General features: G+C 65.5%; 28 protein-coding genes and 1 other RNA gene. 7 read left to right on the top strand and 22 right to left on the bottom strand.

Annotated features, from left to right (window positions below; all coding sequences use genetic code 11):
• Positions 1 to 87 precede the first annotated feature (87 nt).
• The 7 genes from ssrA (at position 88) to QP415_RS03590 (ending at position 4,181) form a co-directional block, all read left to right on the top strand.
• Positions 88 to 465, top strand: a transfer-messenger RNA (tmRNA) gene (gene ssrA / locus QP415_RS03620).
• 112 nt (positions 466 to 577) lie between these two features.
• Complete coding sequence (locus QP415_RS03615; protein WP_285098840.1) at positions 578 to 1,801, top strand: site-specific integrase; 1,224 nt, start codon at positions 578 to 580, stop codon at positions 1,799 to 1,801.
• 116 nt (positions 1,802 to 1,917) lie between these two features.
• The gene (locus QP415_RS03610) at positions 1,918 to 2,334 is read left to right on the top strand and encodes a hypothetical protein (protein ID WP_285098759.1); all 417 of its coding nucleotides are present in this window, start codon (positions 1,918 to 1,920) and stop codon (positions 2,332 to 2,334) included.
• 60 nt (positions 2,335 to 2,394) lie between these two features.
• On the top strand, positions 2,395 to 2,808 hold the full coding sequence (locus QP415_RS03605) for a helix-turn-helix domain-containing protein (RefSeq protein WP_034463936.1): 414 nt from the start codon (positions 2,395 to 2,397) through the stop codon (positions 2,806 to 2,808).
• A gap of 11 nt (positions 2,809 to 2,819) precedes the next feature.
• Positions 2,820 to 3,035 carry a helix-turn-helix transcriptional regulator gene (locus QP415_RS03600; RefSeq protein ID WP_285098754.1) on the top strand — a complete coding sequence of 72 codons (216 nt, stop codon included), beginning with the start codon at positions 2,820 to 2,822 and terminating at the stop codon, positions 3,033 to 3,035.
• Positions 3,036 to 3,138: 103 nt separating this feature from the next.
• Positions 3,139 to 3,417, top strand: coding sequence for a hypothetical protein (locus QP415_RS03595; protein ID WP_034466105.1), 279 nt, complete (start codon positions 3,139 to 3,141; stop codon positions 3,415 to 3,417).
• Between the two features lie 65 nt (positions 3,418 to 3,482).
• Complete coding sequence (locus QP415_RS03590) at positions 3,483 to 4,181, top strand: MucR family transcriptional regulator (protein ID WP_285098751.1); 699 nt, start codon at positions 3,483 to 3,485, stop codon at positions 4,179 to 4,181.
• 41 nt (positions 4,182 to 4,222) lie between these two features.
• On the opposite strand, the gene QP415_RS03585 is transcribed toward QP415_RS03590, so the two are convergent.
• From QP415_RS03585 to QP415_RS03480, 22 genes are all read right to left on the bottom strand, one after another.
• Positions 4,223 to 5,104 carry a glycerophosphodiester phosphodiesterase gene (locus tag QP415_RS03585; RefSeq protein ID WP_285098748.1) on the bottom strand — a complete coding sequence of 294 codons (882 nt, stop codon included), beginning with the start codon at positions 5,102 to 5,104 and terminating at the stop codon, positions 4,223 to 4,225.
• Positions 5,097 to 6,266 (bottom strand): hypothetical protein, encoded by a 1,170-nt coding sequence (locus QP415_RS03580; protein WP_285098747.1) that lies wholly within the window; start codon positions 6,264 to 6,266, stop codon positions 5,097 to 5,099. The genes QP415_RS03585 and QP415_RS03580 overlap by 8 nt, the downstream gene beginning before the upstream one ends.
• A 3-nt stretch (positions 6,267 to 6,269) precedes the next feature.
• Positions 6,270 to 6,686, bottom strand: coding sequence for a hypothetical protein (locus QP415_RS03575; protein WP_285098745.1), 417 nt, complete (start codon positions 6,684 to 6,686; stop codon positions 6,270 to 6,272).
• Entirely contained in the window at positions 6,683 to 7,222 is a 540-nt protein-coding gene (locus tag QP415_RS03570) for a hypothetical protein (protein ID WP_285098743.1), read from the bottom strand. Before QP415_RS03570 ends, QP415_RS03575 begins: the two co-directional genes overlap by 4 nt.
• Positions 7,215 to 7,628 carry a hypothetical protein gene (locus tag QP415_RS03565; RefSeq protein ID WP_285098742.1) on the bottom strand — a complete coding sequence of 138 codons (414 nt, stop codon included), beginning with the start codon at positions 7,626 to 7,628 and terminating at the stop codon, positions 7,215 to 7,217. The genes QP415_RS03570 and QP415_RS03565 overlap by 8 nt, the downstream gene beginning before the upstream one ends.
• On the bottom strand, positions 7,625 to 8,458 hold the full coding sequence (locus QP415_RS03560) for a CHAP domain-containing protein (protein WP_285098741.1): 834 nt from the start codon (positions 8,456 to 8,458) through the stop codon (positions 7,625 to 7,627). The genes QP415_RS03565 and QP415_RS03560 overlap by 4 nt, the downstream gene beginning before the upstream one ends.
• Positions 8,459 to 8,639: 181 nt before the next feature.
• Positions 8,640 to 9,239: a gp53-like domain-containing protein gene (locus QP415_RS03555; RefSeq protein WP_285098740.1), complete on the bottom strand. Its 600-nt coding sequence runs from the start codon at positions 9,237 to 9,239 to the stop codon at positions 8,640 to 8,642.
• On the bottom strand, positions 9,236 to 10,018 hold the full coding sequence (locus tag QP415_RS03550; RefSeq protein WP_285098739.1) for a hypothetical protein: 783 nt from the start codon (positions 10,016 to 10,018) through the stop codon (positions 9,236 to 9,238). Before QP415_RS03550 ends, QP415_RS03555 begins: the two co-directional genes overlap by 4 nt.
• Entirely contained in the window at positions 10,015 to 11,145 is a 1,131-nt protein-coding gene (locus QP415_RS03545) for a hypothetical protein (RefSeq protein WP_285098738.1), read from the bottom strand. The genes QP415_RS03550 and QP415_RS03545 overlap by 4 nt, the downstream gene beginning before the upstream one ends.
• Positions 11,142 to 12,581 carry a hypothetical protein gene (locus QP415_RS03540; protein WP_285098736.1) on the bottom strand — a complete coding sequence of 480 codons (1,440 nt, stop codon included), beginning with the start codon at positions 12,579 to 12,581 and terminating at the stop codon, positions 11,142 to 11,144. The genes QP415_RS03545 and QP415_RS03540 overlap by 4 nt, the downstream gene beginning before the upstream one ends.
• Positions 12,581 to 16,270 (bottom strand): tape measure protein, encoded by a 3,690-nt coding sequence (locus QP415_RS03535; protein WP_285098734.1) that lies wholly within the window; start codon positions 16,268 to 16,270, stop codon positions 12,581 to 12,583. The genes QP415_RS03540 and QP415_RS03535 overlap by 1 nt, the downstream gene beginning before the upstream one ends.
• Before the next feature lie 22 nt (positions 16,271 to 16,292).
• Positions 16,293 to 16,496 (bottom strand): hypothetical protein, encoded by a 204-nt coding sequence (locus QP415_RS03530; RefSeq protein ID WP_285098733.1) that lies wholly within the window; start codon positions 16,494 to 16,496, stop codon positions 16,293 to 16,295.
• Between the two features lie 221 nt (positions 16,497 to 16,717).
• Entirely contained in the window at positions 16,718 to 17,059 is a 342-nt protein-coding gene (locus tag QP415_RS03525; protein WP_285098731.1) for a hypothetical protein, read from the bottom strand.
• Between the two features lie 33 nt (positions 17,060 to 17,092).
• Positions 17,093 to 17,269: a hypothetical protein gene (locus tag QP415_RS03520; protein ID WP_285098729.1), complete on the bottom strand. Its 177-nt coding sequence runs from the start codon at positions 17,267 to 17,269 to the stop codon at positions 17,093 to 17,095.
• A 95-nt stretch (positions 17,270 to 17,364) separates the two neighbouring features.
• Positions 17,365 to 18,027, bottom strand: coding sequence for a hypothetical protein (locus QP415_RS03515; protein WP_285098728.1), 663 nt, complete (start codon positions 18,025 to 18,027; stop codon positions 17,365 to 17,367).
• Positions 18,028 to 18,055: 28 nt separating this feature from the next.
• The gene (locus QP415_RS03510) at positions 18,056 to 18,448 is read right to left on the bottom strand and encodes a hypothetical protein (protein WP_285098727.1); all 393 of its coding nucleotides are present in this window, start codon (positions 18,446 to 18,448) and stop codon (positions 18,056 to 18,058) included.
• Entirely contained in the window at positions 18,445 to 18,798 is a 354-nt protein-coding gene (locus QP415_RS03505; protein WP_285098725.1) for an HK97 gp10 family phage protein, read from the bottom strand. The genes QP415_RS03510 and QP415_RS03505 overlap by 4 nt, the downstream gene beginning before the upstream one ends.
• Before the next feature lie 4 nt (positions 18,799 to 18,802).
• Entirely contained in the window at positions 18,803 to 19,105 is a 303-nt protein-coding gene (locus tag QP415_RS03500; protein WP_285098722.1) for a hypothetical protein, read from the bottom strand.
• A 23-nt stretch (positions 19,106 to 19,128) separates the two neighbouring features.
• Entirely contained in the window at positions 19,129 to 19,512 is a 384-nt protein-coding gene (locus tag QP415_RS03495) for a hypothetical protein (RefSeq protein WP_285098721.1), read from the bottom strand.
• 1 nt (position 19,513) lies between these two features.
• Positions 19,514 to 20,437, bottom strand: coding sequence for a phage major capsid protein (locus QP415_RS03490; RefSeq protein ID WP_285098719.1), 924 nt, complete (start codon positions 20,435 to 20,437; stop codon positions 19,514 to 19,516).
• A 27-nt stretch (positions 20,438 to 20,464) separates the two neighbouring features.
• Complete coding sequence (locus QP415_RS03485) at positions 20,465 to 20,938, bottom strand: hypothetical protein (protein WP_285098718.1); 474 nt, start codon at positions 20,936 to 20,938, stop codon at positions 20,465 to 20,467.
• An 80-nt stretch (positions 20,939 to 21,018) separates the two neighbouring features.
• Positions 21,019 to 21,741, bottom strand: coding sequence for a VG15 protein (locus tag QP415_RS03480; RefSeq protein WP_285098717.1), 723 nt, complete (start codon positions 21,739 to 21,741; stop codon positions 21,019 to 21,021).
• Positions 21,742 to 21,758 lie beyond the last annotated feature (17 nt).

Here is a 21,758-nt window from a genome sequence, read left to right as displayed (position 1 = left end):
CCCTTGACGGGCGGGGGATGCGGGCGTAGACTGATGTGTCCGACGGTCTGCGGTAACGCTGGGCGTCGGGGAGTTGAAAACTCAAGAGGGGATGATCGGTTTCGACAGTGGTCGTCGATCGAAGTGAAGCGAGCCGAGAATGTACGCTCATCTCGTTAACGATGCGTGCAAACCAATAGGTGCCGAACAGAATCGCACCGACTACGTTCTCGCTGCCTGATATCGCAGCTTGAACCTTTAGTCCGTCAGCCCGGGAGTTGCTTCCGGCCCGGTGTCTGGCGTCGTCTAGGGAGCCACTGGGAGTCGCCCATGTTGGTGGGGCGCCTCCGACACTTCATCAACTGAGCCTATCCAGCGGTGTGTCTACGCAATGCTGGGGGCTGAGAAATAAAACCGTAGACTGCGCTCGGAGAAGAATTCGGGGCCGGCTGCTGGACGGGGGTTCGATTCCCCCCATCTCCACAAACACCCCGGAGTCTCATTGAGATTCCGGGGTTTTCGTTGCCCTCATGCGATTTTCGCCGTCTACCCATGCGCTCATCTATATATCAGGATGCAGCAGGATATATCATTGGCAGTGGCGCAGGCGTGGCGCAGCGTGTGGAAAAAGATTCTGCGCCACTTCCCCGACGAGGAGACAGACATGAGCGGACGCAGAGCCTTCGGCTCGATCAGGAAGGCTCGAAGCGGGCGCTTCGAGGTCCGATACACAGGGCCGGACGGCGGCAAGTACACCGCCGGGCGGTCGTTCGTCCGCAAGGCAGACGCGAGCGCTTTCCTCGCGCACGTCGAGGCCGAGATCAGCGAGGGCACCTGGACCAGCCCAAAGGAGAGTCGCGAGCGCGAGCGCGCGCAGGAACTCGCCGCTGAGCGTGCGGCGATGACCTTCGCGGCGTGGTCGGAGCGGTGGCTCGCGTCGCTCGAGCGACTAGGCCGGACCCCTCAGACGATCCAGACTCACACCTATCGGATGCGGCATCTCGTCCCCACCTTCGGCGCGAAGCCCCTCGGGGCGATCAGCGTCGACGACGTCGATACCTGGTATCAGAGTGTCTGGCAGGCCAAAGGTCCGGGCGTCGTGCGGCCTCTCTATATGACGCTGTCGACCTGTATGAACGCCGCGGTGAAAGCCGGTCTCATCACAGCGAGCCCGTGCAAGGTGCCCGAGGGACAGAAGCATCGGCCCGTCCGCGAGCGCGAGCGCCAGGTCGCGACCCCCGAGGAGGTCCGCGCCGCCGCCGATGCGATGCCCGCGCGCCTTCGCATCGCCGTCCTACTCGCCGCGTGGTGCCAGACGCGGCTCGGTGAGCTGACCGGCTTGCAACGCCGCGACCTCGACCTCGATTCCACGCCCGCGACGCTCCGGATTGAGCGACAGGTGCAGTATCTAGCGGGTGAGGGGCCGGTCGAGCTGCCGCCGAAGAGCGCCGCCGGCGTCCGCGAGATAGTCATCCCCGCGTCGCTGATTCCGGCGCTGCGCTCTCACCTTGAGTCCTATGTTGAGCCTTCGGGCACGTCCTGGCTTCTAGCCTCCGAGCGATCGCCGCGCCTGCCGCTGCACCCTAATAGCCTGCGCGGGGCCTGGGAGCGTGCACGCCAGGACGCGGGCATCCCCTGGTTCAAATTCCATGATCTGCGGCATACGGGCCTCACGATCTTTGCGCAGCAGGGCGCCACGCTTGCCGAGCTGCTTCACCGTGGCGGGCACAGCGACGTCGATGTCGCGCTGCGGTACCAGCATGCGACCCGCGAGCGCGACGCGGCCTTGGCGGCACGTATGGACTCGCACGTCCTTATCTGAGTGCTATTGTTTTGTAGATCACATTCATTCCAGCTTGCACTATGCGTCGCGCGCGATGTATAGTTAAGTCATCGGGAGGGAACAAGCCCCCCGAACCTCAAAGAAGGAGATCAACAATGTCCACCGTTTCCTATATCACCGACACCAACGCCGACCGTTTTGCCCGCTACCTCATCGTCGATGGTGAGCGCGAGACCGCTGAGGAATGGTTTGAAAAGAGCCTCCCCGGCGATGAGATCGAAGATCTGCGCGAAGCCCTCATTGAAGCCGCCGTCCGCATGAGCGGCGAGGATCGCGAGCTGCTCGCCTCCAACGGCTTCAAGATCGCTGAGATTCCACTGGCTTACACCGAGGCCGACGACGCCCGCGTTTTCGGCGAGTACAACGTCTTCGACGGCGGCCTCGACGGCATCTACAACGCGATCGCCGCCGAGTGCGAGGCGTGGGGCCTGACCGACGGCTACGTCAGCGTCTGGGAGACGCTGACCGTCCTCGAGGAGATCGGTGGCGACGTCGAGCGCTTCCTCGACTGACCCTAACCGCTGAGGCCCCGGGGCGCACGCTCCGGGGCCTCCCCTACGACAGGAGACCATATGCCCCGCAATCCACTTACCCCAGTCGGCCTGCGCTGTCGGCGGGAAGCTCTCGGCCTCAGTCGCGCCGACCTTGCTGAGATCTTCGATGTCAATGAGGGGACTATCCGGTCCTGGGAGATCGGCAAGAGTGAGCCCCGAGACCCACTCAGCGTCCACATGACCCTCGGCAATCTTGAGGACACGGCGCTCGAGTGCCTCGACGAGCTTCTCGCACCCATCGAGGACCAGGATGAGACCGTCCGCAGCCTCCCGACTGCGCTCATCGCCTACTCCACACAGGCAGACTATGAGCAGCACACGCGATGGGCGCAGCGCCTGCCCCTCGCTGCCTATCGCGCCTGCGTCGGGCGCGCTTTCCAGCTCCTCAGCGACGATGACATTCCTGTCGAGATCGTCTCTCCCTACGACTGATAGGCCCATCCATGACTACCGAGTACCTCGGGACCGCTGCTGTCGCAGAGCGCGTCGGACTCACCGTCGCGACCATCCGGTCCTATATCCGCAAAGACCTCATGCCCGATGCCGACGTCATCATCACGACCCCCTCCGGGCCGCTGCGCGGCTGGGCGCCCGAGACAATCGACGCGTGGCAGGCATCGAGGCCGGGGCAGGGAGCGCGCACCGACCTCACCAAGTAGCACACGTCACATTCATTCCAGGTTGCACTATGCGTCGCGCGCGATGTATAGTTAAGTCATCGGGAGGGAACAAGCCCCCCGAACCTCAAAGAAGGAGAGACCAATGAACAACATCGAAACCGCCGAGCAGCTCGCCGAGATCATCGAGACCACCGGCTGCGACCAGCGCTACTCCACCATGAGCGACGTCTGCGACGCCGTATCCGATGCCCTCGGCGACTACGCCGACGAACACGACGTCGCGGCAATCGCCGGCGAGACGTTCGCCTGGTACCGCGCCTACGACCCCGAAGCCAATGTCGAATGGCTGAACGACCAGGGCTACTACCAGGTCGTGACCGACGACGACTTCTGGGCCGTCTGCGCCAACCACGCGCTCTGACAGGACGAAGAAGGCCCCGACCCCACAAGGGGCCGGGGCCTTCCCCCACAGCAGGAGACCACACCATGCGCCAAGACGTCGACGCCGTCATGACCAAGACCGAAGCCCGCGAACGCGGCTACCTGCCCACCGCCGAGGTGCCAGCCCTCCTCGGTGTCAAGCGTGATGTACTTCAGCTCTGCCAGACCATGCGCCGCGAGGGCCTGCGCCCTATCCGCGTCGGCCATGCCTACTGGTGGAGCGTCGCCGCTGTCGAGGCGTGGGCTGCTCAGCGCCGCTGGGTCCGCTCCCCAGGCGCCCCGGCCAACCTATGCTCGGCCCCGGGGTGCGACCGCGACGCGATCTCACACGGCCTCTGTCTCATGCACTACAAGCGGGCGCGAGGCCCGCACGCCGACGAGCCCGCACCCCGCGTCGGCCAGCCCGTCGGCGCCGGGGTCTACGGACGCATCACAGAGGACGAAGAAGGACGGCTCATCTGCCACGAGTGCGGCAAAGCCTGCCTGAGCCTAGCCGCACACATCATGCGCACTCACGGCATGAGCGCCGCCGAATACCGCGAGGCCTACGAGCTGCCGCGCACAACGAAGCTCATCGCCGCCAGCCTCCGCGAGCGGACAGGGGCACGAGCAGCCAGCCCAGAGAACCTCGCTCGGCTCGCCCGCGCCCGCGACCCACAAGCAGCAGCCAACGCCCGCACTGACGACACATTCCGAGCCGTCAGCCGTGCCCAGCGACAGCGGTACGCAGCCCAGCCTGAATAGCGAGAGAGGCCCCACCCCGGCAGGGTGGGGCCTCTCAGCTGCTACGGATGCACACGTGACGGGAAGGACGCCATGAGGCCGGACGCGCCCTTATCGAGCGCCGTCCTCGCCTGTCCCTCGTTGGTGATGATGTGCGCGATCGTCGGCTTCCCGGTCGCGTTGATCCGATTCCACACGTCCGCGCTCGCGGACCACTCCATGCCGATCATGTCCCATGAGCCGAGGTCAGCCGCGGGAACTTCTGCGGGGTAGAGCATTGCCATTGTGCGGTATCCGCGTGCTTTCGCGCGCACCGCGCTCGTCCCCTTCGCGAAAATCTTCCAGATGACGCGGCGCTCTGGGTGCCCACCGAAAGCGGTGTCGAGGTACTCAAAGAGCCGTTCCTCGGCCTGCAGATCAGCGGCGTTCCGCTGATCCTCAGAGGATGTCGTCTTGTGGTCGATCGCCAGGACGACGTCATCAGGGATCTGATCGACGATGTCCCGCAGTCGCATAAACGGGCCGGTCCCCTGCTGTAGCGTCCGCAGTGTGCTCCAGGGAGTAGACCAGATCGGCAGATCCGTGCCCGGCACGGTCCTCGTTGTTTTCCAATCGTGGATCGCGATGAACTCTGCTGGCTCGCCGTTCGGCCCCCGGGCGCAGAGCCGGACGGAGATCTCCAGCGCCTTGAAGCCCGCGCGCAGCGAAGCATCAAGACCCCGCTGCGTAAACTCGGGATACTCCGTACCGCTCATCCTATGGGCAATATAGAAGGGCCGCTGCTTGAGGAATTGCTCGACGACGTCCGTCGAGGCCGGCGTGACCGGAGTCGTCGCCTCACGTCGACGCAGGAGGATGTCTCCCCCGTCGCGACGACGGCGGCGTACGACCCCGGGCACGTCACCGCCGACGCGACGACGGCGATAGATCACCAGCTCATCCACGCGCAATCACCTGCACGCCGATACCATTACTCCCCTGCACGTTCGGGTAGGTCACGACCAGATCAGCAGGCGACGCGGCGGTTCGCTTCGCGAGCGTCACCGTCTGATAATTCAGCCCATCCTGAGCCGCGAATTCCAGCTTCTCCCAGCCCTCCGAGACCGTCACTTGCTCAGACGACTCGCCCGCGCTCGTTCGCTCGAACGTGAAGCCGAGCGCGAGACCCGTGCCCGCGAGCGCGGGCGCCGTACAGGTCTTGGTCTCGACCGGCTCGGCCTGACGTTTCTTGACGGTGCCGGCCTCGATGCGGGAGGCTCCGCGTACGGTGGCTGCTGCCCAGCCGATCTCTGCATTCTGAGACATCGTGATCGTGACCGTTGGTGCCCAGGGGCCGGTAATGATGGTCGCGCTCATCGTGCCGACCCAGTACGGATCGACGAGGGTCGTCCAGCCCTGCGGGAGGCTCACGGTCGCGCGACCGCCTTGAGCCTTCTCGTTTATGCCCAGGATGATCTTGTCTCCGGCCTTGCCGTCGAGCTTGACGGTGATTGTCTGGCCGACGATGGAGCCCGAGGTGTGGGCAACGACGGTGGGGCCTGTGGCGGGCGCGGGGCCGGGCGTCGGGGTCGGTGGCTGCGCGGGTGACGCTGCGGCGGCGAGGAAGTACAACGCGCCGTCTGGCAGGCGCTGCGCTTCGGCCTCTGTGGCGACGACGGTGATGCCGACGCCTGTGAGCGCGGACTGCAGCTCAGCCTTGGTCGCGAGGCCGGTCAGGTCCGAGGCGTGCGCGACGCCCGCGACGTCGCCCTTCGTCGCGTAGCCGGAGAGCTCGGCCTTCGTGGCGAGGCCGGTCAGGTCGGAGCGCTTTGCTACTCCGACGACCTCGTCCTTCGTCGCGTAGGCCGTGAGGTCTGCTCGGGTAGCGAGGTCGGCGACCTGGCGAGTGGTCGCGTAGCCGGCCAGTTCCTCGCGGGTTGCGAGGCCCCGCAGTTCGGCCTTCTTCGCGTAGTCGGTGAGGTCCACTCTGCCGCCTGCGGCGGCGGTCGCGACGTCGCCCTTCGTCGCGTAGCCGGAGAGCTCTGCCTTGGTGGCGAGTGGTTCGACTGCGCGGGCGATCGCTTTATCGGTGCCCTGCTTGGTGTAGAGCTTCGGTCGTGAGGCCATTGCTTAGGCTCCGATCTCGAGGGTGTCTCCGTCACCGGAGAGCTTGCCATTCAGGGTGAGTGTGTCTCCGTCACCGGAGATCTCGATACCGCCCGCACCAGGGACAGGCGCGGGAGACGGGGTCGGCGACGAAGCGCCGGAGAAGATCTGCGCCAGATCGTAAGCAACCGATGGGCGCAGCGTCACGGTCGCCTCTCGGAGCGTGCGGCCCGGGATCGCGAGACGCAGATGCACCTGCGTCTCCGCGCGGATGTCAAGCGGGAGGACGATCTGCCCTCGCACGTCGGCCTGCCGGGCCACCGGCCCGCCCGCAAGGACAGCGAAGTTCTCGCCTGTCCCCGCGAGCGTGGCGACGATATACGCCTGCGGCTCGGGAGTACTGTCAAGCCTGCCGACAGTACCCGAAATAGTCGTGGTCACTGGTCATTCATCCTCTCTTCGAGCTTGTCGAGTCGCTCGTGCAGGCGCGCGTGCGCGTCGTGCGAGTGCTCGTCGATTGTCCGCTGAGCGGCCTCTCTAGCGACGCGCTCGTCGTGGATCTCTTCGGCCATGCGACTACCTCTGTCGTCGATCCTTCCGACGCGAGATTCGACGGCTTCGAGGCTCTTGCCGTGATTGCTGAGCGTCGTCTCGACGCGGCCCAGTTGGTCGGCGAGCGTGCCGACGTGGCCGGTCAGCTCGCCGATCTGGTCCGACACAGCGTGTACGGTCGCGATCGCGCGGTCGAGATCGTCTCTGATGTTGGTGTCGTGGTCGTTCGAGACCTGCGCGTCCGCCGAGAGGGCGGCAGCGCGGGCCTCCTCGACACCCTCGAGGACGTGCGCGAATTTCGCTTCGAGCCAGCGGCGCACCTGGCTTGCTACCAGGGCGACGACGCCCGTCATCGCGACGAGGACCGCGACGACGAGCGCGGCGAGCGCGTCTGTCACCTTCGGGTCTGCGAGCAGCTCAGTCACGGCTGTCCAGCTCGGCCCCGTCAACTACCCGGGTAGAAGTGGCAGAATCAGCTGCGGCGCGAACCTCCTCGACGGACTCGCCGCCTGGCGTCACGGCTCCGACCCAGTCAATGATGGTCACGCCGTTAATGCGGATCGCAGAGAGCACCTGGAACACAGACCAGGCGACGCCCAGGAAAACGCTTGCCTGGGCAATGATGAGTCGCCAGGTTGCCGGATAGGTGCCGGCCACCCAGACGGCCAGAGAGACGACGACTGCGACGACCGCGAGCAGCACCTTACGGCGGGCCGGTGTCCAGTACGGGCGATCAAGCGCCGCCTGGACCATCGGCCAGATCAGGCCGACGACGACCGTCGTCAGGAACGGGTCAGTGTGGAGACCGAGCAGAAGATCATTCATCTTCATTCCCCCTTCTCCGCGCCCGCGAGCGCGGTGTTAATCGCGTTGTTGGTGGTGGGGCCGTAGATTTCGTCGTCGTCCACGCCGACGGCGCGCTGGAGGTTGCCGACTACGCGGTCGTGCGCCTCGTCCGAGGCATCGCCCCAGACGCCGTCTGCCTCGGTACCGATCACAGACTGCACGTACTCGATACCGAACGGGAACTGCCGCCCGCCCCAGGAGCTGGCGGCGACCACGGCGTAAATGCGCTTCGTGGTATCGGGGCCGACGATGTTGTCGGCGGTCGCTCCGACCGCAGCCTGCAGCGCCGTAACGTCGGTGTAGCCCGACGCGGTGGCCGCGTCGCCGTAAGACGGGCGGATGACTGCGCAGACGGAGTCCCAGTCTCGGGTGCGGCGCCACACGCCGCCGCCGTTCGACTGCGAGCCCGCAGCGCCCGAGCTCGTGTTGCCCTCGATTGTCTGCACCCACGACCCGTAGTTCGCTTCGACCAGGCCGACGTGGTCGGCCACGCCATCCCCGTCCCAGTCAAAGCAAATGAGGTCACCCTGGGCTGCGTTCGACGGGGCGACGAGCTGGCCGGCCGCCCGCGCAGCGTTGATTCCGTAAGGCACGTAGGCGAAATCGCCGCCAGGGATGACGGATGCGCCGTCGTCGTCAGTCAGGCACCATGAGGCGAACATCGCGCAGAACGGCACGCCGCTCGTCCCGTAGTACGTGCCATGCTTCTTGGCGTACCAGCGCCCATACAGGGAACCTTCCTCGGGGTCGTCCCATCGGGTGTAGCCGATCTGGCTCGCGGCCCACGCGAGGGCCTTGCTTGCGGTCATGCTCATCGCGTACCCTCCGGCTGGTCGTAGGGGATGTAGATCGGTGCGACGACGTCGGGCGGCGTGTCCGTCGCGGGGGTCATCGACGCCATGAGCTGCTCGATATTCGGTTCCATTGTTTTCTCCTCTTTGGGTATGGGAAAGCCCCCGGACGGGCTTGTCCGAGGGCGTGAAAGATCAGGGGGTGTCAGTAGCCGATTGCGGTCCAGGCGTAGGCGTGACGGCCAGGGGTCGTGACCCCCGGAAGCATCGCGCGGAAGCCGTTGCGGCTCATCGAGTCGAGACAGAATTGCTGCGCGTTCTTGAATGTCCACTGGGCCGAGCCGGTTCCATACAGCGGGGTCACGGTGACGGCCACACAGTCATTAGGGAAAGGCGTCTGGAAGGTGATGCTGTCAAGATAGAGATTTCCGAACTGCACCTCGGTCGCTGAGGTCGCGACCTTGCCGGCCTTGATGAGGCCGTTGCGCACGCCGACGCTGAGGCCGGAGCCGACAGGAACGTCGCCGACGGCGCTCATCTCCATCTGCAGATTCGACTCACCAGACCAGCGGCGCCCATCCCACACGCGAACAGCATTGAGATCGGTGCGCCAGACGTAGACCGGCTGCGCGGGGGAGGCCGTGAGGCCCACGCCCGCGAGCGCTGCGACGTACTGGGAGGCGGCGGTCTCGGACGCGCATGCCTTGTAGGAGGGGATCGAGAGTGAGAGGTCGAGGAGGTCTTGTCGGCGGGCCGGGTCGGTGGGGGATGGAACCTTGTGTCCGCGCTGGTCCTGGTAGCTCATTGGGCGCGCCTTTCTGCGGGTTTGACTGGGAGTGTTTCGGTGTAGTCGAGGTGTAGGGCCGCGCTTGCGCCGCCCTTGGTGATGCCGCCGTATGCAGTGCCGACGAGCGCGAGGCCCGCGCCCGCCGTGAGGGTCTTTGCCAGGGCGGTGATGTCGACCTGTGATTGGGCTGCGTTGACGTTGATTGTCTGCGTCGCGCCTGTCGGCAGCGGCCCCGACTCTGAGTAGGACGCCGGTTGAATCACGAGCGCCCACGGCGGGACGTGCGACGCGGGACGGATCGTGAGCAGCGCTCGGGTGATCGTGATCGTTCCGAGCGCTTCGAGCTGGCGACCGTATGTGATGAGACCCCGTAGGCGCTGGCCTGCTGGGTTGGTGCCCTGCCATGCCCCGCCGTCGCCGTAGCGCGACCATCCCGCGTTTGTCCAGGTGCCCATCCACTGCGGCGTGAGCACCGCGTGCCGGGCCACAGGCTTAGGCTCGGGCGTTTTCGGGACCGCCGGGAGCGGCCCCTCGGGGGACGGGGCAGGCCCCAGCGCGTGAACGGGACGCCCCGTGTCCGGGTCGAGGAGCACGTGCGCGGTTTTCACGCCGTTCCAGTTGACGGCGGTCGCTGGGATCTGCACCCCGGCACCGCCGTACAGGGAGACGACCAGCTGTCGCCCGCCTTCGACGAGGTCGACGATCCGCGCGATCGCCGTCGTCGACCTGTCCGACCCGTACCTGGGCGGCAGATCATCCGGCGTCGAAGAGATCAGGTCCATCACACGGACGGTCACAGGGTCACCTCCACGTCGGTTTTCTGCGAGCCCTTGTACGTGAGCGGGACTTCGTAGGCGGTCACCAGACCCCAGAGTGTTTTCGGCTCAGCAGTCAGGACAGGCTGCGTCACGATCTCGATCGGCTGATCGAGCGCGACACGCGGATCCGGCGCATGCTCCACAGGCACTTTGACTTTGCGGCGGATCGACTCGGCGAGCATCGCCTCCGCTGTTTTCCGCGCCTGTTCCTGCGAGGTAATGAGAGGCGAGGAGAAGAAGCGGGGGACGACACCGTAGGGGCCGTCGGTTCGCATCGGTCCGGTCGTCTGATCCGCGACCGCCTGGAACGCGGGTGCTCCCTCGTCGTGCCCGTCCTGTCCCCTGGCGACGACGCGGTTATACACCTTGTCGCGTGAGACCTGGGAGGAGACGCCGACGACGGTCCCGTCTAGGTCATCCGTGAGTCTCAGCTTCGGCGGAGAGACCGGCGGCGAGACCGGCGGGGTCACGTACAGGATGCCGTCGCCGCCCTCACGGATCGATGCCGGCCATGCCTTCGCGATCTCGTACACCGCGTCTATACGGGACTCGCCCCAGGTCATCGACGGGCACCAGCGGTCGACGAGGCCTGTGTCGATGACAACGCCCATGTGCCCTCCGACCAGGCGACGGATCTCGCTCGCGAGCGTGCCGTTCCACATGGGGGAAAGGGGCGTCGTGAGGCGATCTTCCTCAAGGCGGTGCATCAGCGATTTTCCGGTCACCCTCACTGTCGAGGGGCCGGGATCGACCGAGGTGATGAGGAAGCGCCCTAGCTGCACGTCCCACCAGCCGCCGCCGGGGATCACCGACGCGATAGTCAGCGACACGTGCAGCGTCTGCCCAAAGCAGGCGAGCGGATGCGACGGGTCCGTCGGATCCCAGTCCCGCCAGTCCTCACTCTCACTCGCCGAGCCGACGCGCGGGACCGTGAGCGAGAGCGAGCCCTGCACCTGCTGCGTAGCGTCCCAGGCGACCGAGCCGTCCTCGACGGGCACCTCACCGAGATACTCATCGCCGAGCCACGACTCGACCGTCGCCTGCAGCGTGTACGCAGACGACAGCAGATCGTCAGGGATGCGCGCGTCCGGGCCGGTCAAGCTCATCGCTCCTCCTGCCAGATCGTCCTGTCGAAGCCCTCCCACGTGAGGCGTCGAGCATCGAGCGCCTGCCACGTGAGCGCGCGACCGTCAAAGTCCGTCCACGTCGAGAGCGCAAGGAGCGTCGAGGCCTGCGGCAGCGACGTGATCGTGCCTTTGATCGTCCACGCGCGCTCCGCGACATCGATCCGAGCTGCGCGCTCCATCGATACCGCCGTCGGCGACATGAGCGTCACCAGATCAACATCACAGACACCCGCCCTGCACTGCACGCAGTGCTCGGGATTGTGGAACAAAGCGACGGGGGTCGGCGTGCCCAGCAAGAGCTTGAGAGCGGGCGTGTCCTTGAGGTTGGTGCGAGCGGTGAGCGAGACAGTGCCTGCGCCCATTGTCGGTGCGTACACCATGACCGGCGTTCTGCGGCCCGGCACTTCGTGCTCTGTGAGCCGCAGCTTCATCTCGCGCTGATCGGTCCCCTGCCAGAGGAGATTCACGGGCATTTTGCCCGCCGTGTCCGTCATGAGCGATAGGCCGCGCCAGCGGCGCACGACCGGCGTTGACTCGACCTCGACGCCTCGCGACGTCGTCAGCTTGTACCTGAATTCTGTGTTGATCGGCGCGAGCGAATCGCCGATCACACGTTGCTCGCCCGTCCCGGTCCACACGCCCGCGCGCGGGATCCACTTGAAGCCCGTCGCAGCGATGCCCTCGACATAGCAGGCCGTGCCCGCTGGCGCGAGCGCCGCCGGGATGATGACCTGGACGCGCGGGGCCTGGCCGTCCTCGACGACCGCGACCGGCGTGCGCGTCATATCCAGCGCGCCCTCAGTCTCACGCGACGCGGACAGACCCGTTGTGCCCGTCCACTGGTGAGTGATCGCCCGCTGCGAGTACCCGATCCGCTGCTGAGGCGTATCGCCGTCGAAGAAAGTCGCCGCGTCAGCGATAGCCTCCTCGACGGTCGCCGCGGCGACGATCATAACGTCGTCAAGATGCACCGAGCCGGGCTTGTTGTCGCGAGGCCCCGAGGTGTGGACCTCGAAGCGCACGCGCGCCTGCGTGGCGCCCGTCGGGGCCACGTGGACCCAGGTCGGGCGATCGCCCTCCGTACTCGATGTCAGTAGCAGCGGCGCACCCGCGACCTGACTGCGCCCGCCGACCGTCCACTCGACGCGGACGGCGAGGCCGATACCAGGACTCGTGCGGACAAGCGCGGACACTGCCAGCGCCTGCCCCGCCGAAACGGAGACCACGCCCGGTGTGGCGACCTGCCCCTGCAGCTGGGCGGGCACATCGACAGCCAGGTAAGTTGGCGACTGTCGATCGTGCCCGCCCCATGCAGCAGGATCAGACGCGACTCGGAGCGATGACGGCGCGTACCTCGCCCAGCCGTTCGTCCCATACGCGAACGAGGGATTAGGACAGAGGTTTGTCCGCGTCATCATCTGCTCCTTCCTGCGAGCTGCTTCCTGCGAGCGAGAACGCCTGCACTAATCCCCTCGACGTGCGCCCTAAACTGGACGCCGTCATCGAGAACCAGATTCACCTGAGCACCATCAAGCGAGACACCCGCACCCGCACCGCTGGCCGCGAGCGCGGAGACGTCGGCCCACTGTCGGGCTGTGAGGATTGCTTCGCGCTGACCAGTTTGATTGACTGCTGCGGTGACTCCGTCGGGGAGCCAACCGCCACGGTCGTACTTGCGTGCGCCGCCGTAACGTCCGACCGAGGGAGAGCCCCAGATCGCAGTCTTTCGAGCACTCAAGCCTGGGCGCGGCTCCTCGATCATCTGACCATTGCCCGCGTAGACCGCGACGTGCCAGGCGGGAGATCCCCAGTAGAGGAGGTCGCCGGGGGTTGCCGAGCCCCAGGGAACGGGTGTCGAGCCGGACTGGTACCCGGCAGCGGTGAGGCGCGGCCAGCCCAGGCCGAGCTGTTGCGCGGCCCAGTAGACGAGGCCGGAGCAGTCGAGGCCCGGCGGGATGCCCGAGCCGCCCCAGACGTAGGGGACGCCCATGAGTACGGCCTTCATGGCTGCGCCGACGAGGCCTGCACCGCCGGAGAGGCCGGACTCGCTGACCTTCGATGTGAACAGGCTCTTGAGGCCGTCGAACAGCATCGGCGGGATGCCGTATGCTACGGACTCCCAGAAGCTGCCGTCCTTCGGGGAGAGCAGCTCACGCGCGGGCGTGAGCACTAGGTTCGTGATCGCGGCGGCGGGGTCGGTGACGATCTCAGCGACCGCCTCCGTCGTGTCCTTGACCCAGTCCAGCGCGCCGGAGAAGCCGCCCTTCACTGCGTTCCAGATGCCACCGCTTGCGAAAGCGACTTCGCCGCGGCGGCGTCCGGTCTCTCCGACGGTCGCGAGGCCGGAGCCGCGCGATGCGTTGACCCGGTCGAGCCAGGGCTTCCCGCCGAGAGCGCGCAGAGCGTCTGGTCGGATGATGCCCTCGCCTCCGGAGAGACGAAGCGCGCCGCCGCCGTCCGGGCTGTAGAAGTGGTAGATATCCTTGCCCGGGGAGTACCCGGGGGTCATGGTGGAGAAAACACCGCCGGTCGCGTAGGCCGGAATCGCCTTCACGTCGGGCAGACGGACGGAGAGGCCAACCTTCGCGGCGATCGTATCGAACGCCGCCTTAATGCCGTCACGATAGACCGTCGTGATGACAAAATTGATGGGCTTCGCTGCGGCGCCCTTGACCTTCTCGAACACCGTCTCGACCGACTGACGGAACGACTCGAACGAGTCCTTCATGCCGCCGATAGCGTTCTTGATCGCCGGAAAGACGACGTCGATCAGGACGGAGGACGCGACCTGCACCGCCGACGAGATCTGATCCCACACAGGCTTAATGACCGAGTCGTACAGCCAATTGAAGGTCGGGCCAAGCGTCGATGAGATCGCGCTGCCAATCGCAGAGAATATCGGGGACAAAATGCCCCAGACCGTCTGGATCGCCGAGCTGATCCCATTCCAGACCGTCACGACCGTTGTCCACAGGCCCTGGAAGGCCAGGCCGACAGAGCCCGAAATAACCGTCACCAGCAGATCAAACAGCGGGTAGAGCACGTTATCCCACGCGGCCATGATGAACGCGGAAACGTTCGTCCAGACCGGCTCGACTACATCCTGCCAGAAGCTCCACAGCGTGGGCATGAGCGTGTCTCGGAAGAAGGCCGCGAGCGCTTGCATGGCCGGGTAGATGATCGCCCATGCTGACTGTGCCGATGAGGCGAAGCCCTCCCACAGTGGCTTGACCACCTGCTCCCAGAGGGTTTGCAGGACAGGCCAGATGACCCGGGAGATGATGGTCCACAGGGCCATGAGGGTTGGCCGGATGATTGCGGTCCAGGCGAGCGCGAGGCCCGAGCCGATCCCCTCAAACAAGGGTTGGAGGACCGTGCTCCAGAGGTTCTGGAGGCCCGGCCAGAGTGTGCTACTGATCCAGTCCCACGCCGCCTCAAGGGACGGCTTGATCTGGTCCGTCCACGCCGTGTAGGAGATCTCGCCTACCGCGAGGAGCGCGTCCCTCAGCGTGAAGAAGAAATCGACGAGGGCTGAGTCCTCTTCGAGCCCGAAGAGCTGGCCGTCGTAGTCGCCTGTAGTGAGGATGCCCCACGCCGATTCGATAGACGGGACCAGCGTGTTCTTCGTGTAGTCGACGAAAGCATCGATCACGGGTGTGACGTTTGTCGTCCAGAACTCCGCGATACCTGAGCCGAGGGCATTGATCGCGTTCGCTACGTCCTCGTTGGTGTTGTACAGGTAGATCAGACCCGCGACGAGCGCGCCGATAGCCACGACAGCCAAGCCGATGGGGTTCGCAGCCATAGCGGCGTTGAGCCCCTCCTGCACGAGCGTTGTGTTTTTAATCCACTCGATCACGGTCGTGAGCACGGAGAAGCCCCAGTAGGCGGCGACCGCGACCCCGACACCCTCACCCAGGGCGACCAGCAGGTCTTTGTGCTCCTTGATCCACCCGAAGGCGTCGGAGAACATGTCGGAGAGCCAGCCCATGAAGTCCGTAATCGTCGGCTTCATGTAATCGATCAGGTCTTTAAAGCCGCCCATGAGTGTTGCCTGCAGGTTGCCGGCGGCGTTCTCGATACGGCTCGTGTCGCGCGCGGCGTTCGCCGCGACTTCATCGAAACCGAGGCTCAGCAACGCTTCGTTGAATTCCTCTGCGCTGATCTGGCCCTGGGCCATAGCATCCCTGAAATTCCCTGTATATGCGCCAGCGTCGAGGAGGGCCTTCTGGATCTTGCCGGACGCACCGGGGATCGCGTTCGCGATCTGATTCCAGTCTTGCGTTGCCAGCTTCCCAGCGCCGTTGACCTGCACGAGGGCTAAGCCCACTTGCTTGTACGTCTCAGCATTGCCGCCTGCGACGGCGTTGAGGTTGCCCGCTGCTTCGGCGAGCTTGTCGAAGTCCTTGACGCTATTCGCCGCGAGCTGCGACGTAATGCCCTGAATATCCGAGAGATCGTAGACGGTCTCATCGGCGTATTTCTGCGCTGCGGCTCCCAGCTCCTCGATCCGATCAGGCTCAATCCCCGCGAAATTCAGCGTGTCCGCGAACTTCTGCGTCGCGTCGGACGCGGCGATAGCCTCCGAGACGAAGCCACCGATGCCGACTGCTGCGGCCATTGCCGCCAGAGGCGCGATCGCGTTCTGCGCGAAGCCAGCCATAGAGGAGAAGCCCGAGCCCGCCTCGCGCGTGCCCTTAGCCGCTCGCTCCGCTGCCTGCGCGGCTTCGTCGAGGTCACGCGACGCGGACTCGACAGGGCTGCGGCTCCGGCCTGCCTCGGCGCCCATCGTCGTGAAGCTGCGGCCCGCGCCCTCCGCAGCTTTCTGCATGCCGCCGGTCGAGGCCTGCATGCTCTTCGTCATCTTGTCGACGCTGTTTTTCGCCTCAGTGGCGGCAGCGTCGATAGGCTGACTAATGCTCTTGGCGACCTGCGCGCCGCTGGAGCCGACGCCTGAGCGTATGCTGTTCGCTAGATCCTTACCGGCGTTCTTCCCGATGTCTGGCAGCTGAGCCTTAGCGTCGGCCTCTACTGTCTTGAAGAAACCCTTCATGGAGGGGACGACATCGACGTACAGTGTGCCCGCCTTGTAGACTCCAGCCATTCCGGGGTTCCTCTCTCTGCAGTTATTCTTCGGTGTCCTCCCAGTTCGGGAGTAGGGCCTTCATGGCTTCGTCTCGGAAGCTGTGAAGGTGATCTGTGCGCGCATCCTCGAGTGCGAGCTCGACCGCCGAGACGGGACGCGGGTACGGCTCTTTGCCGCCGAAGGCAGCGGACACCAGATCGAAAATGTCCTGGAGCAGTCGCACGACGGGGGTCTGCTCGCGCATCCGCGCCTCGGTGTCGTCGGTGGTTGCCTCGGTCTCGGCGACGGATCTCGCGATCTCCTCGAAGCGGTCGGGGTCGTTGAGGATCGCGACGGTCGTCCTGCTCGTCGACCCGAGGCCGTCGATGAGCGTGAGGAGGAAGCGCCAGCGGCGGGCGCGGAACAGGGCCGGCGCGTCCCAGCCCTGCTCCGCGAGATCGGAGACGATCTGCCTCTCGTACCGACTCAGTCGGTCGTAGAGGCGCTGCCTTCCCCCGCGTCACCCAGCATGCCCTGATAATGCTCGGAAGCCTGACGGATCAGGATGCCGAGCTGGCGCATGTTGAGCTTGCTGAGGAGAAGCTCCGCATCCTCAGCAGTGAGCCAGGTGCGGATCATCTGCGTCGGCGCCTTCGAGGACTCCATCGCAGCCATGAACTTCTCAGCAGCCTCGGGCGTGAGGCTCAGCGGATCAGGGAAGCTGATGACCTGGCTTCCGATCCCGAAAGTGAACGGGGCCGGGGCCGCAGCCTTCTCCAGCTTCGCGAGAGCGTTGAACGTGAACGTGGGCTTCATCTGGTCAGACATGCTTGATCTCCTAGTTATTTGTCTGGCGGTTGGTTACTTGTTGAAGGTGGGAGGCGCAGGCAGCGTCGGCTTCTCGCCGCCGACCTTCGAGTCGTCGGCGGGTTCCCAGCCCTCCGAGATGAGCTGGTTCTGCTCGACGGCAGCGTCGGTCTCGCGCTCAAGCTGGAGCTCGTCGCCGGTATCGGTCTTGACAGTCTTGAGGAACTTCATGAGGGGTCCTATCCGTGAGGGGATCTCCATGCGTGAGGTGTGGACGGGCGGGCCGTGGGGAGATCAACCACGGCCCGCCCGAGATCGAGAGCAGGTCAGTTGGCCTGCTCGAAGCCGATCGCGTCGCGGTGACGGATCGCGCCGGAGCCACCGATGTAGTGGCGGCAGGAAGTGCCGGCGGTCTCGTCCATGAAGGCCGAGAACTCCAGGTCGAACTGGATCGCGTCGCTGGCTGCCCACTTCTCGTCCGGCAGGGACGAGAGCTTCACGCGCGGGTAGCAACGACCGACGATCCACTCATCGGCGGCGGGGCCGTCAGCCATGACCATCAGCAGACGGTATTCGGCGAGAGCCGGGGTCGCGGCCTCGTCGAAAACGATCTCACCCGTGGTCTTGGACGCCTTGGTCTGCGAGAGATCGATACCGTAGACCAACTGCTGAATGGTCTTGCGGATCGGCTCAAGGACCGTGAACTTCACGGTCTTAGGCGCCTTGGTGAGGTCGGTGCGGACGGCCTCGGCATAGCCGAGCGCCTCCACGTCCTCCGTGTTCGCGTCGGCAGAGTTGGTGATGCCGTCCGTCGAGATCAGGCCAAGCGGCAGGAAGTCCGTCGGGATCTCCTTGAGGGCGCCTCCAGCGTCGGTGATCGCCTCCGGGACAGCTGCCGTCATCGGGGCCAGGAACGCGAGTGCGTTCAGTCCCTTACGGACGTTGGTCGTGCGATTGTGCTTCTTCTTGAGGGCTTCGATGGTGGTCATGCGAGCCTTCCCTTCATGTCAGTTGATGTCATTCTGAGATGGGCCTGTGCGTGACCGTGGCCGTCATATGAACGACCTCGACAGCCTCAAAATAAGGCTGCACGCCCAGGAAAGAGTCGATCTCCGCTTCATCTACCCAGCCGGATGCGCCGACGACCGGACGGACGGCGAGCGCCCCCTCTACCTTGTCCGCGAGCGCGGCGGCTCCGACTTCGTCGGGTGAGGCCGGGGTCTTTGCGTAGATGGAGATGGAGATCGTGTCGTCTCGGTCGTAGTCCCCGGTAACGGTTTGCACGAGGGAGACGTGTGCGAGTGGTAGCGGCCCGTCGGTGAAATTGGGCTGCAGTACTCGTGCGGTCGGGATGCCGGTCGCTGCGGTGATCGCGTCACGGATTACCTGAACTGCATCTGTGTATGTCATTTACGACGCTTCCTCTTGCCCTTCGATCCGATCAGCTTGCCGAGCGTGTGCGCGCCCGGGACTGGGTTTCCGGCTTTGCTGCGGTGCCCGAATTCCACCGCGAGAGCGTGGCGCGCATCGTTGTAGACTCTGCCGACGTCGCGTACAGGCCCGCCTTGGTAGAGCGAGGCTTTGGCCGTTTCGGCTTTGTAGGAGTCTGCGAGGTGCCCGCCTTTGTCCGATGAGCCGCGAGGTGCGGCTGCGGCTGCAGCGGCTCTGAGCTGCTCAGCCTCTTTGAGGAGTGCTGGCGCGAGGGCTCCGCTGCGCAGGAAAGCGTCGATCGCTTGCGTATCGCGCTTGAAGCCGCCCACGTCGTCACCTCCGCTTGATCGTCACGGCCACGCCGCGCGGCCAGGGCGCCGGCTTCGACTCGACCTGCCATTTCCCGCCGAGCGGATGGGCACGCGGGACGACGACCGTGTCGCCGACCTCGAACCGCGCGTCCGGCGGGGCGTACAGCGTGGCCTGGTCGTCTGGCTGTTCCGACGTCTGAGACTCCAAGAGGCCCGGGACTGTGAACGCGCCGGGTGCGATGAGGCACCCGGGGATGAGACGTGCCGCGCTGTCCTGCACGAGGTAGCCGTCCGCATCGCGTCGCGTGCGGCCTTCTACCTGCACTGGGGTCCGCCACTTCTGCATCATCAGGATTCCTCCCGTGACGCGAGGAGGTCGATCTCGAGTGCTCGGCCACGGCCGGCGCCGAAAGCCCGGCGCTCAGCCTTAGTCAGGTAGAGGTCGCCGGACGGGTTCGCGAACGTTAGCTGCTGCGAGAACGGTCCGGTCGTCTCCGTTGCTGCTGAGATACCCGTGAGACCTTCATCAGCGAACGGTTCCGTCATCGCGCGCTTGACGATCGCGCAGATGACCCGGATGCGAGTGCCCGAGCTGGTGGCTTTCCAGCTCGGGCACTCGTCCATCACGAGCGACTGCGCGTCCTCGATGAGCATGCTCACGCGCGCGCGTTCAGCGTCGGTCAGCGGTCGCCAGCGGGCCTCCAGGTCTCCTGGTGTAGCCCACGGTTCCACGTCAGGCGGCTTCCTTGACGAGCGCGAAGCGATCGGTGAACACGTACCAGGCGTACACGGTCTCCAGGCGCAGAGCCACCTGGTTCTTGCGCTTGAGATCGCCCTGGCCGTCAGGGTCGCCGAACTGGATCAGCTCGACGGGCAGCTGACGCTGGATACCCCAGCGGACGCCGTTCGTGAAGTCGCCGACGATCGCACGGACCTTGGTGTCGGTCGCCTCGGGGGTCGCGGAAACCGTGTTGCCCTGAGCGACGGGGACGCCGAGGAACTCGGAGACGTTCGTGCCGAAGCCCAGCTGCGGGTAGCGCTGGTCAGAGGTGTCGCCCGCGCCGTCCTTACGGCGCAGCTCGGACAGTGCCCAGGAGAACTTGGGGTCGAAGGCGGCGCCCGTGACCATCGCCGGGTTCAGGCCGTTCACGACCTGACCGACAGCGGCGCGGAAGGCAGCGTCGGCCTCAGCGGTCTTGCCCTTCATCTCGACGACCTTCGTCGACGCGGCAGCGAAGTTCGTCCACGACGCGACCTTCGCACCCGTCAGAGGGTTAATCGCGTGGTAGAGGCCAAGGTCAAGAGCGCGAGACAGAGCCTCAGCGCCTGCCTGCGCCAGCTCATCGAGGACGCCGAGCTGGTAGTCCTCATCAGCCCACATGACCTCCTGATTGAAGCGCATGGTGACCTGCGCCTTGTGGGGTGCCACCGACACGGACGAGAACGAGCCCGTGGTCGAGGCCTTGTCGGCGCCCTCTTCGACGAATTCAGCCTTCGGCAGGTTGTCGAACACGATGATGTCCTGCTTGCCGAAGCGCATCGGCTTCTGCTGGGAGAGCAGCGCGACGGTCGACAGGGACTGAGACTTCTTGACCATGCCGTCCGCGATCTCGCGGGGCAGCAGCACGGACGTGTTGGTGGTGTTGAAAATAGCCACAGTTGGCTCCTTTCGAGAGATGAGAGATTATTTCGAGCCGAAAAGCTCCTGCGCGAAAGCGCGGCGAGCCGAATCAGCATCGGAGACACTCGGGGTCGCCCCCTGCGTCGGAATCACAGGCACCGAAGGCCGCGCGTTCAACGCCTCCGCGAGCGCGGATGCGTGTGCGGTCAGTTCGTCCTTGGTCGAGCCGCGCAGCAGGTCGGCGGGGACTCCGGCTTCCTTGGCGACGTCGTTGCGGATCTTGTCGAGCGCGGCCTGAGCGTCGATCTGAGCGAGACGGGCCTCGGCGTCGGCGAGCTTGCTCGCTGCAGCCTTGAGATCGTCGTAATCGGCGTACTTGTCGCGCTCGCGCGCCAGGCGTGCGCCGATGACCTTGTCCAGATCCTCCTGCGTCGTAATCGGCGTGAAGGCGTGGCGCTCAGCGGGCGCGGCCTGGTTGTCGGCTGCTTCCGTTGCCGTCGCGTCGGCGGTGTCGGTGTTGGTGTCTGCGTTGTGCATGGTGTCTCCTGTTTGTCCGTACTTGTGCGGCGCCCGTCGGCGCTCATGGTTCCGCGATTTGCCCCTCGCGTAGGGGAAACTCAGTTACCGTCAGATGCTTCTTCTGTCGGCTTTTTGCGCCCGCCGGATCGCTTGCGCGTGTCCTCCTCGAACTCTCCGGCGTCGTACCGCTTCTTGATCTCCTCCGGGTCATAGCCCGCGATGCTTGCGGGCTTGCTGGCCCATGAGGGCACGACCTGGCAGTCGCAGTGCGCGTGGTATCGGTCGAACGCGCCAGCGGACTTTTCCGAGGCGTAGATCCACCCGCGCGAGGCGAGCATCATGCAGAACGAGCAGGTGACCGCGCCGGTCGGGACGCGGGCGAAACGCACCTTCGCGGGATCCTTCGCCGCGGCGTCTGAGACCGTCTGGCGCGCTGAGTTTTTCACCCAGCTCTCCGTCGATTCAGACAGCGCCTCCAGCGAGGCCTCAGCATCCCCGGTGCGCGCCAGCGGGTTCAGAGCACTGCGGATCCTGGCATGCACCGTCTCGATAGACGGCAGCGGCGCGGGCTTCGGCGTGTAGTCGCCGCGAGCGCCGGCAGCTCGTCGCAGGCGGTCGTACCACTCGACGGCGAGCTGCCCGCCGACGCTGCCGTATGCCTGCACGAGCTGGGGGAGGAAGTCCTCCAGTGCTTCGCGGCATGCGACGACGTCGGTCGTGTCGAGCTTTTTCCAGAAGCGCTCGAGGTCGCGTTTTGCGAGTCGGGCGCACTGCTTCTGAGCTTTGGCGAACCGCGTGATCTCTTTCCTTGTACGTGACACGCGGCTCGCCACCCTTC

Source organism: Pauljensenia sp. UMB3104 (assembly GCF_030217285.1).
Taxonomy (GTDB): domain Bacteria; phylum Actinomycetota; class Actinomycetes; order Actinomycetales; family Actinomycetaceae; genus Pauljensenia.
The sequence above is the reverse complement of the archived record's forward strand: the minus strand, read 5'-3'. Positions and strand labels throughout refer to the sequence as shown.

What these genes read in the sequence shown, in the direction of transcription:
- QP415_RS03565 (WP_285098742.1), bottom strand. Translation starts at nt 7,628, where the DNA reads ATGAAGATGAATGATCTTCTGCTCGGTCTCCACACTGACCCGTTCCTG.
- QP415_RS03580 (WP_285098747.1), bottom strand. Translation starts at nt 6,266, where the DNA reads ATGGCCTCACGACCGAAGCTCTACACCAAGCAGGGCACCGATAAAGCG.
- QP415_RS03590 (WP_285098751.1), top strand. Translation starts at nt 3,483, where the DNA reads ATGCGCCAAGACGTCGACGCCGTCATGACCAAGACCGAAGCCCGCGAA.
- QP415_RS03525 (WP_285098731.1), bottom strand. Translation starts at nt 17,059, where the DNA reads ATGTCTGACCAGATGAAGCCCACGTTCACGTTCAACGCTCTCGCGAAG.
- QP415_RS03535 (WP_285098734.1), bottom strand. Translation starts at nt 16,270, where the DNA reads ATGGCTGGAGTCTACAAGGCGGGCACACTGTACGTCGATGTCGTCCCC.
- QP415_RS03605 (WP_034463936.1), top strand. Translation starts at nt 2,395, where the DNA reads ATGCCCCGCAATCCACTTACCCCAGTCGGCCTGCGCTGTCGGCGGGAA.
- QP415_RS03520 (WP_285098729.1), bottom strand. Translation starts at nt 17,269, where the DNA reads ATGAAGTTCCTCAAGACTGTCAAGACCGATACCGGCGACGAGCTCCAG.
- QP415_RS03485 (WP_285098718.1), bottom strand. Translation starts at nt 20,938, where the DNA reads ATGCACAACGCAGACACCAACACCGACACCGCCGACGCGACGGCAACG.
- QP415_RS03610 (WP_285098759.1), top strand. Translation starts at nt 1,918, where the DNA reads ATGTCCACCGTTTCCTATATCACCGACACCAACGCCGACCGTTTTGCC.
- QP415_RS03595 (WP_034466105.1), top strand. Translation starts at nt 3,139, where the DNA reads ATGAACAACATCGAAACCGCCGAGCAGCTCGCCGAGATCATCGAGACC.
- QP415_RS03545 (WP_285098738.1), bottom strand. Translation starts at nt 11,145, where the DNA reads ATGAGCTTGACCGGCCCGGACGCGCGCATCCCTGACGATCTGCTGTCG.
- QP415_RS03555 (WP_285098740.1), bottom strand. Translation starts at nt 9,239, where the DNA reads ATGAGCTACCAGGACCAGCGCGGACACAAGGTTCCATCCCCCACCGAC.
- QP415_RS03560 (WP_285098741.1), bottom strand. Translation starts at nt 8,458, where the DNA reads ATGAGCATGACCGCAAGCAAGGCCCTCGCGTGGGCCGCGAGCCAGATC.
- QP415_RS03540 (WP_285098736.1), bottom strand. Translation starts at nt 12,581, where the DNA reads ATGACGCGGACAAACCTCTGTCCTAATCCCTCGTTCGCGTATGGGACG.
- QP415_RS03510 (WP_285098727.1), bottom strand. Translation starts at nt 18,448, where the DNA reads ATGACATACACAGATGCAGTTCAGGTAATCCGTGACGCGATCACCGCA.
- QP415_RS03600 (WP_285098754.1), top strand. Translation starts at nt 2,820, where the DNA reads ATGACTACCGAGTACCTCGGGACCGCTGCTGTCGCAGAGCGCGTCGGA.
- QP415_RS03530 (WP_285098733.1), bottom strand. Translation starts at nt 16,496, where the DNA reads ATGCGCGAGCAGACCCCCGTCGTGCGACTGCTCCAGGACATTTTCGAT.
- QP415_RS03515 (WP_285098728.1), bottom strand. Translation starts at nt 18,027, where the DNA reads ATGACCACCATCGAAGCCCTCAAGAAGAAGCACAATCGCACGACCAAC.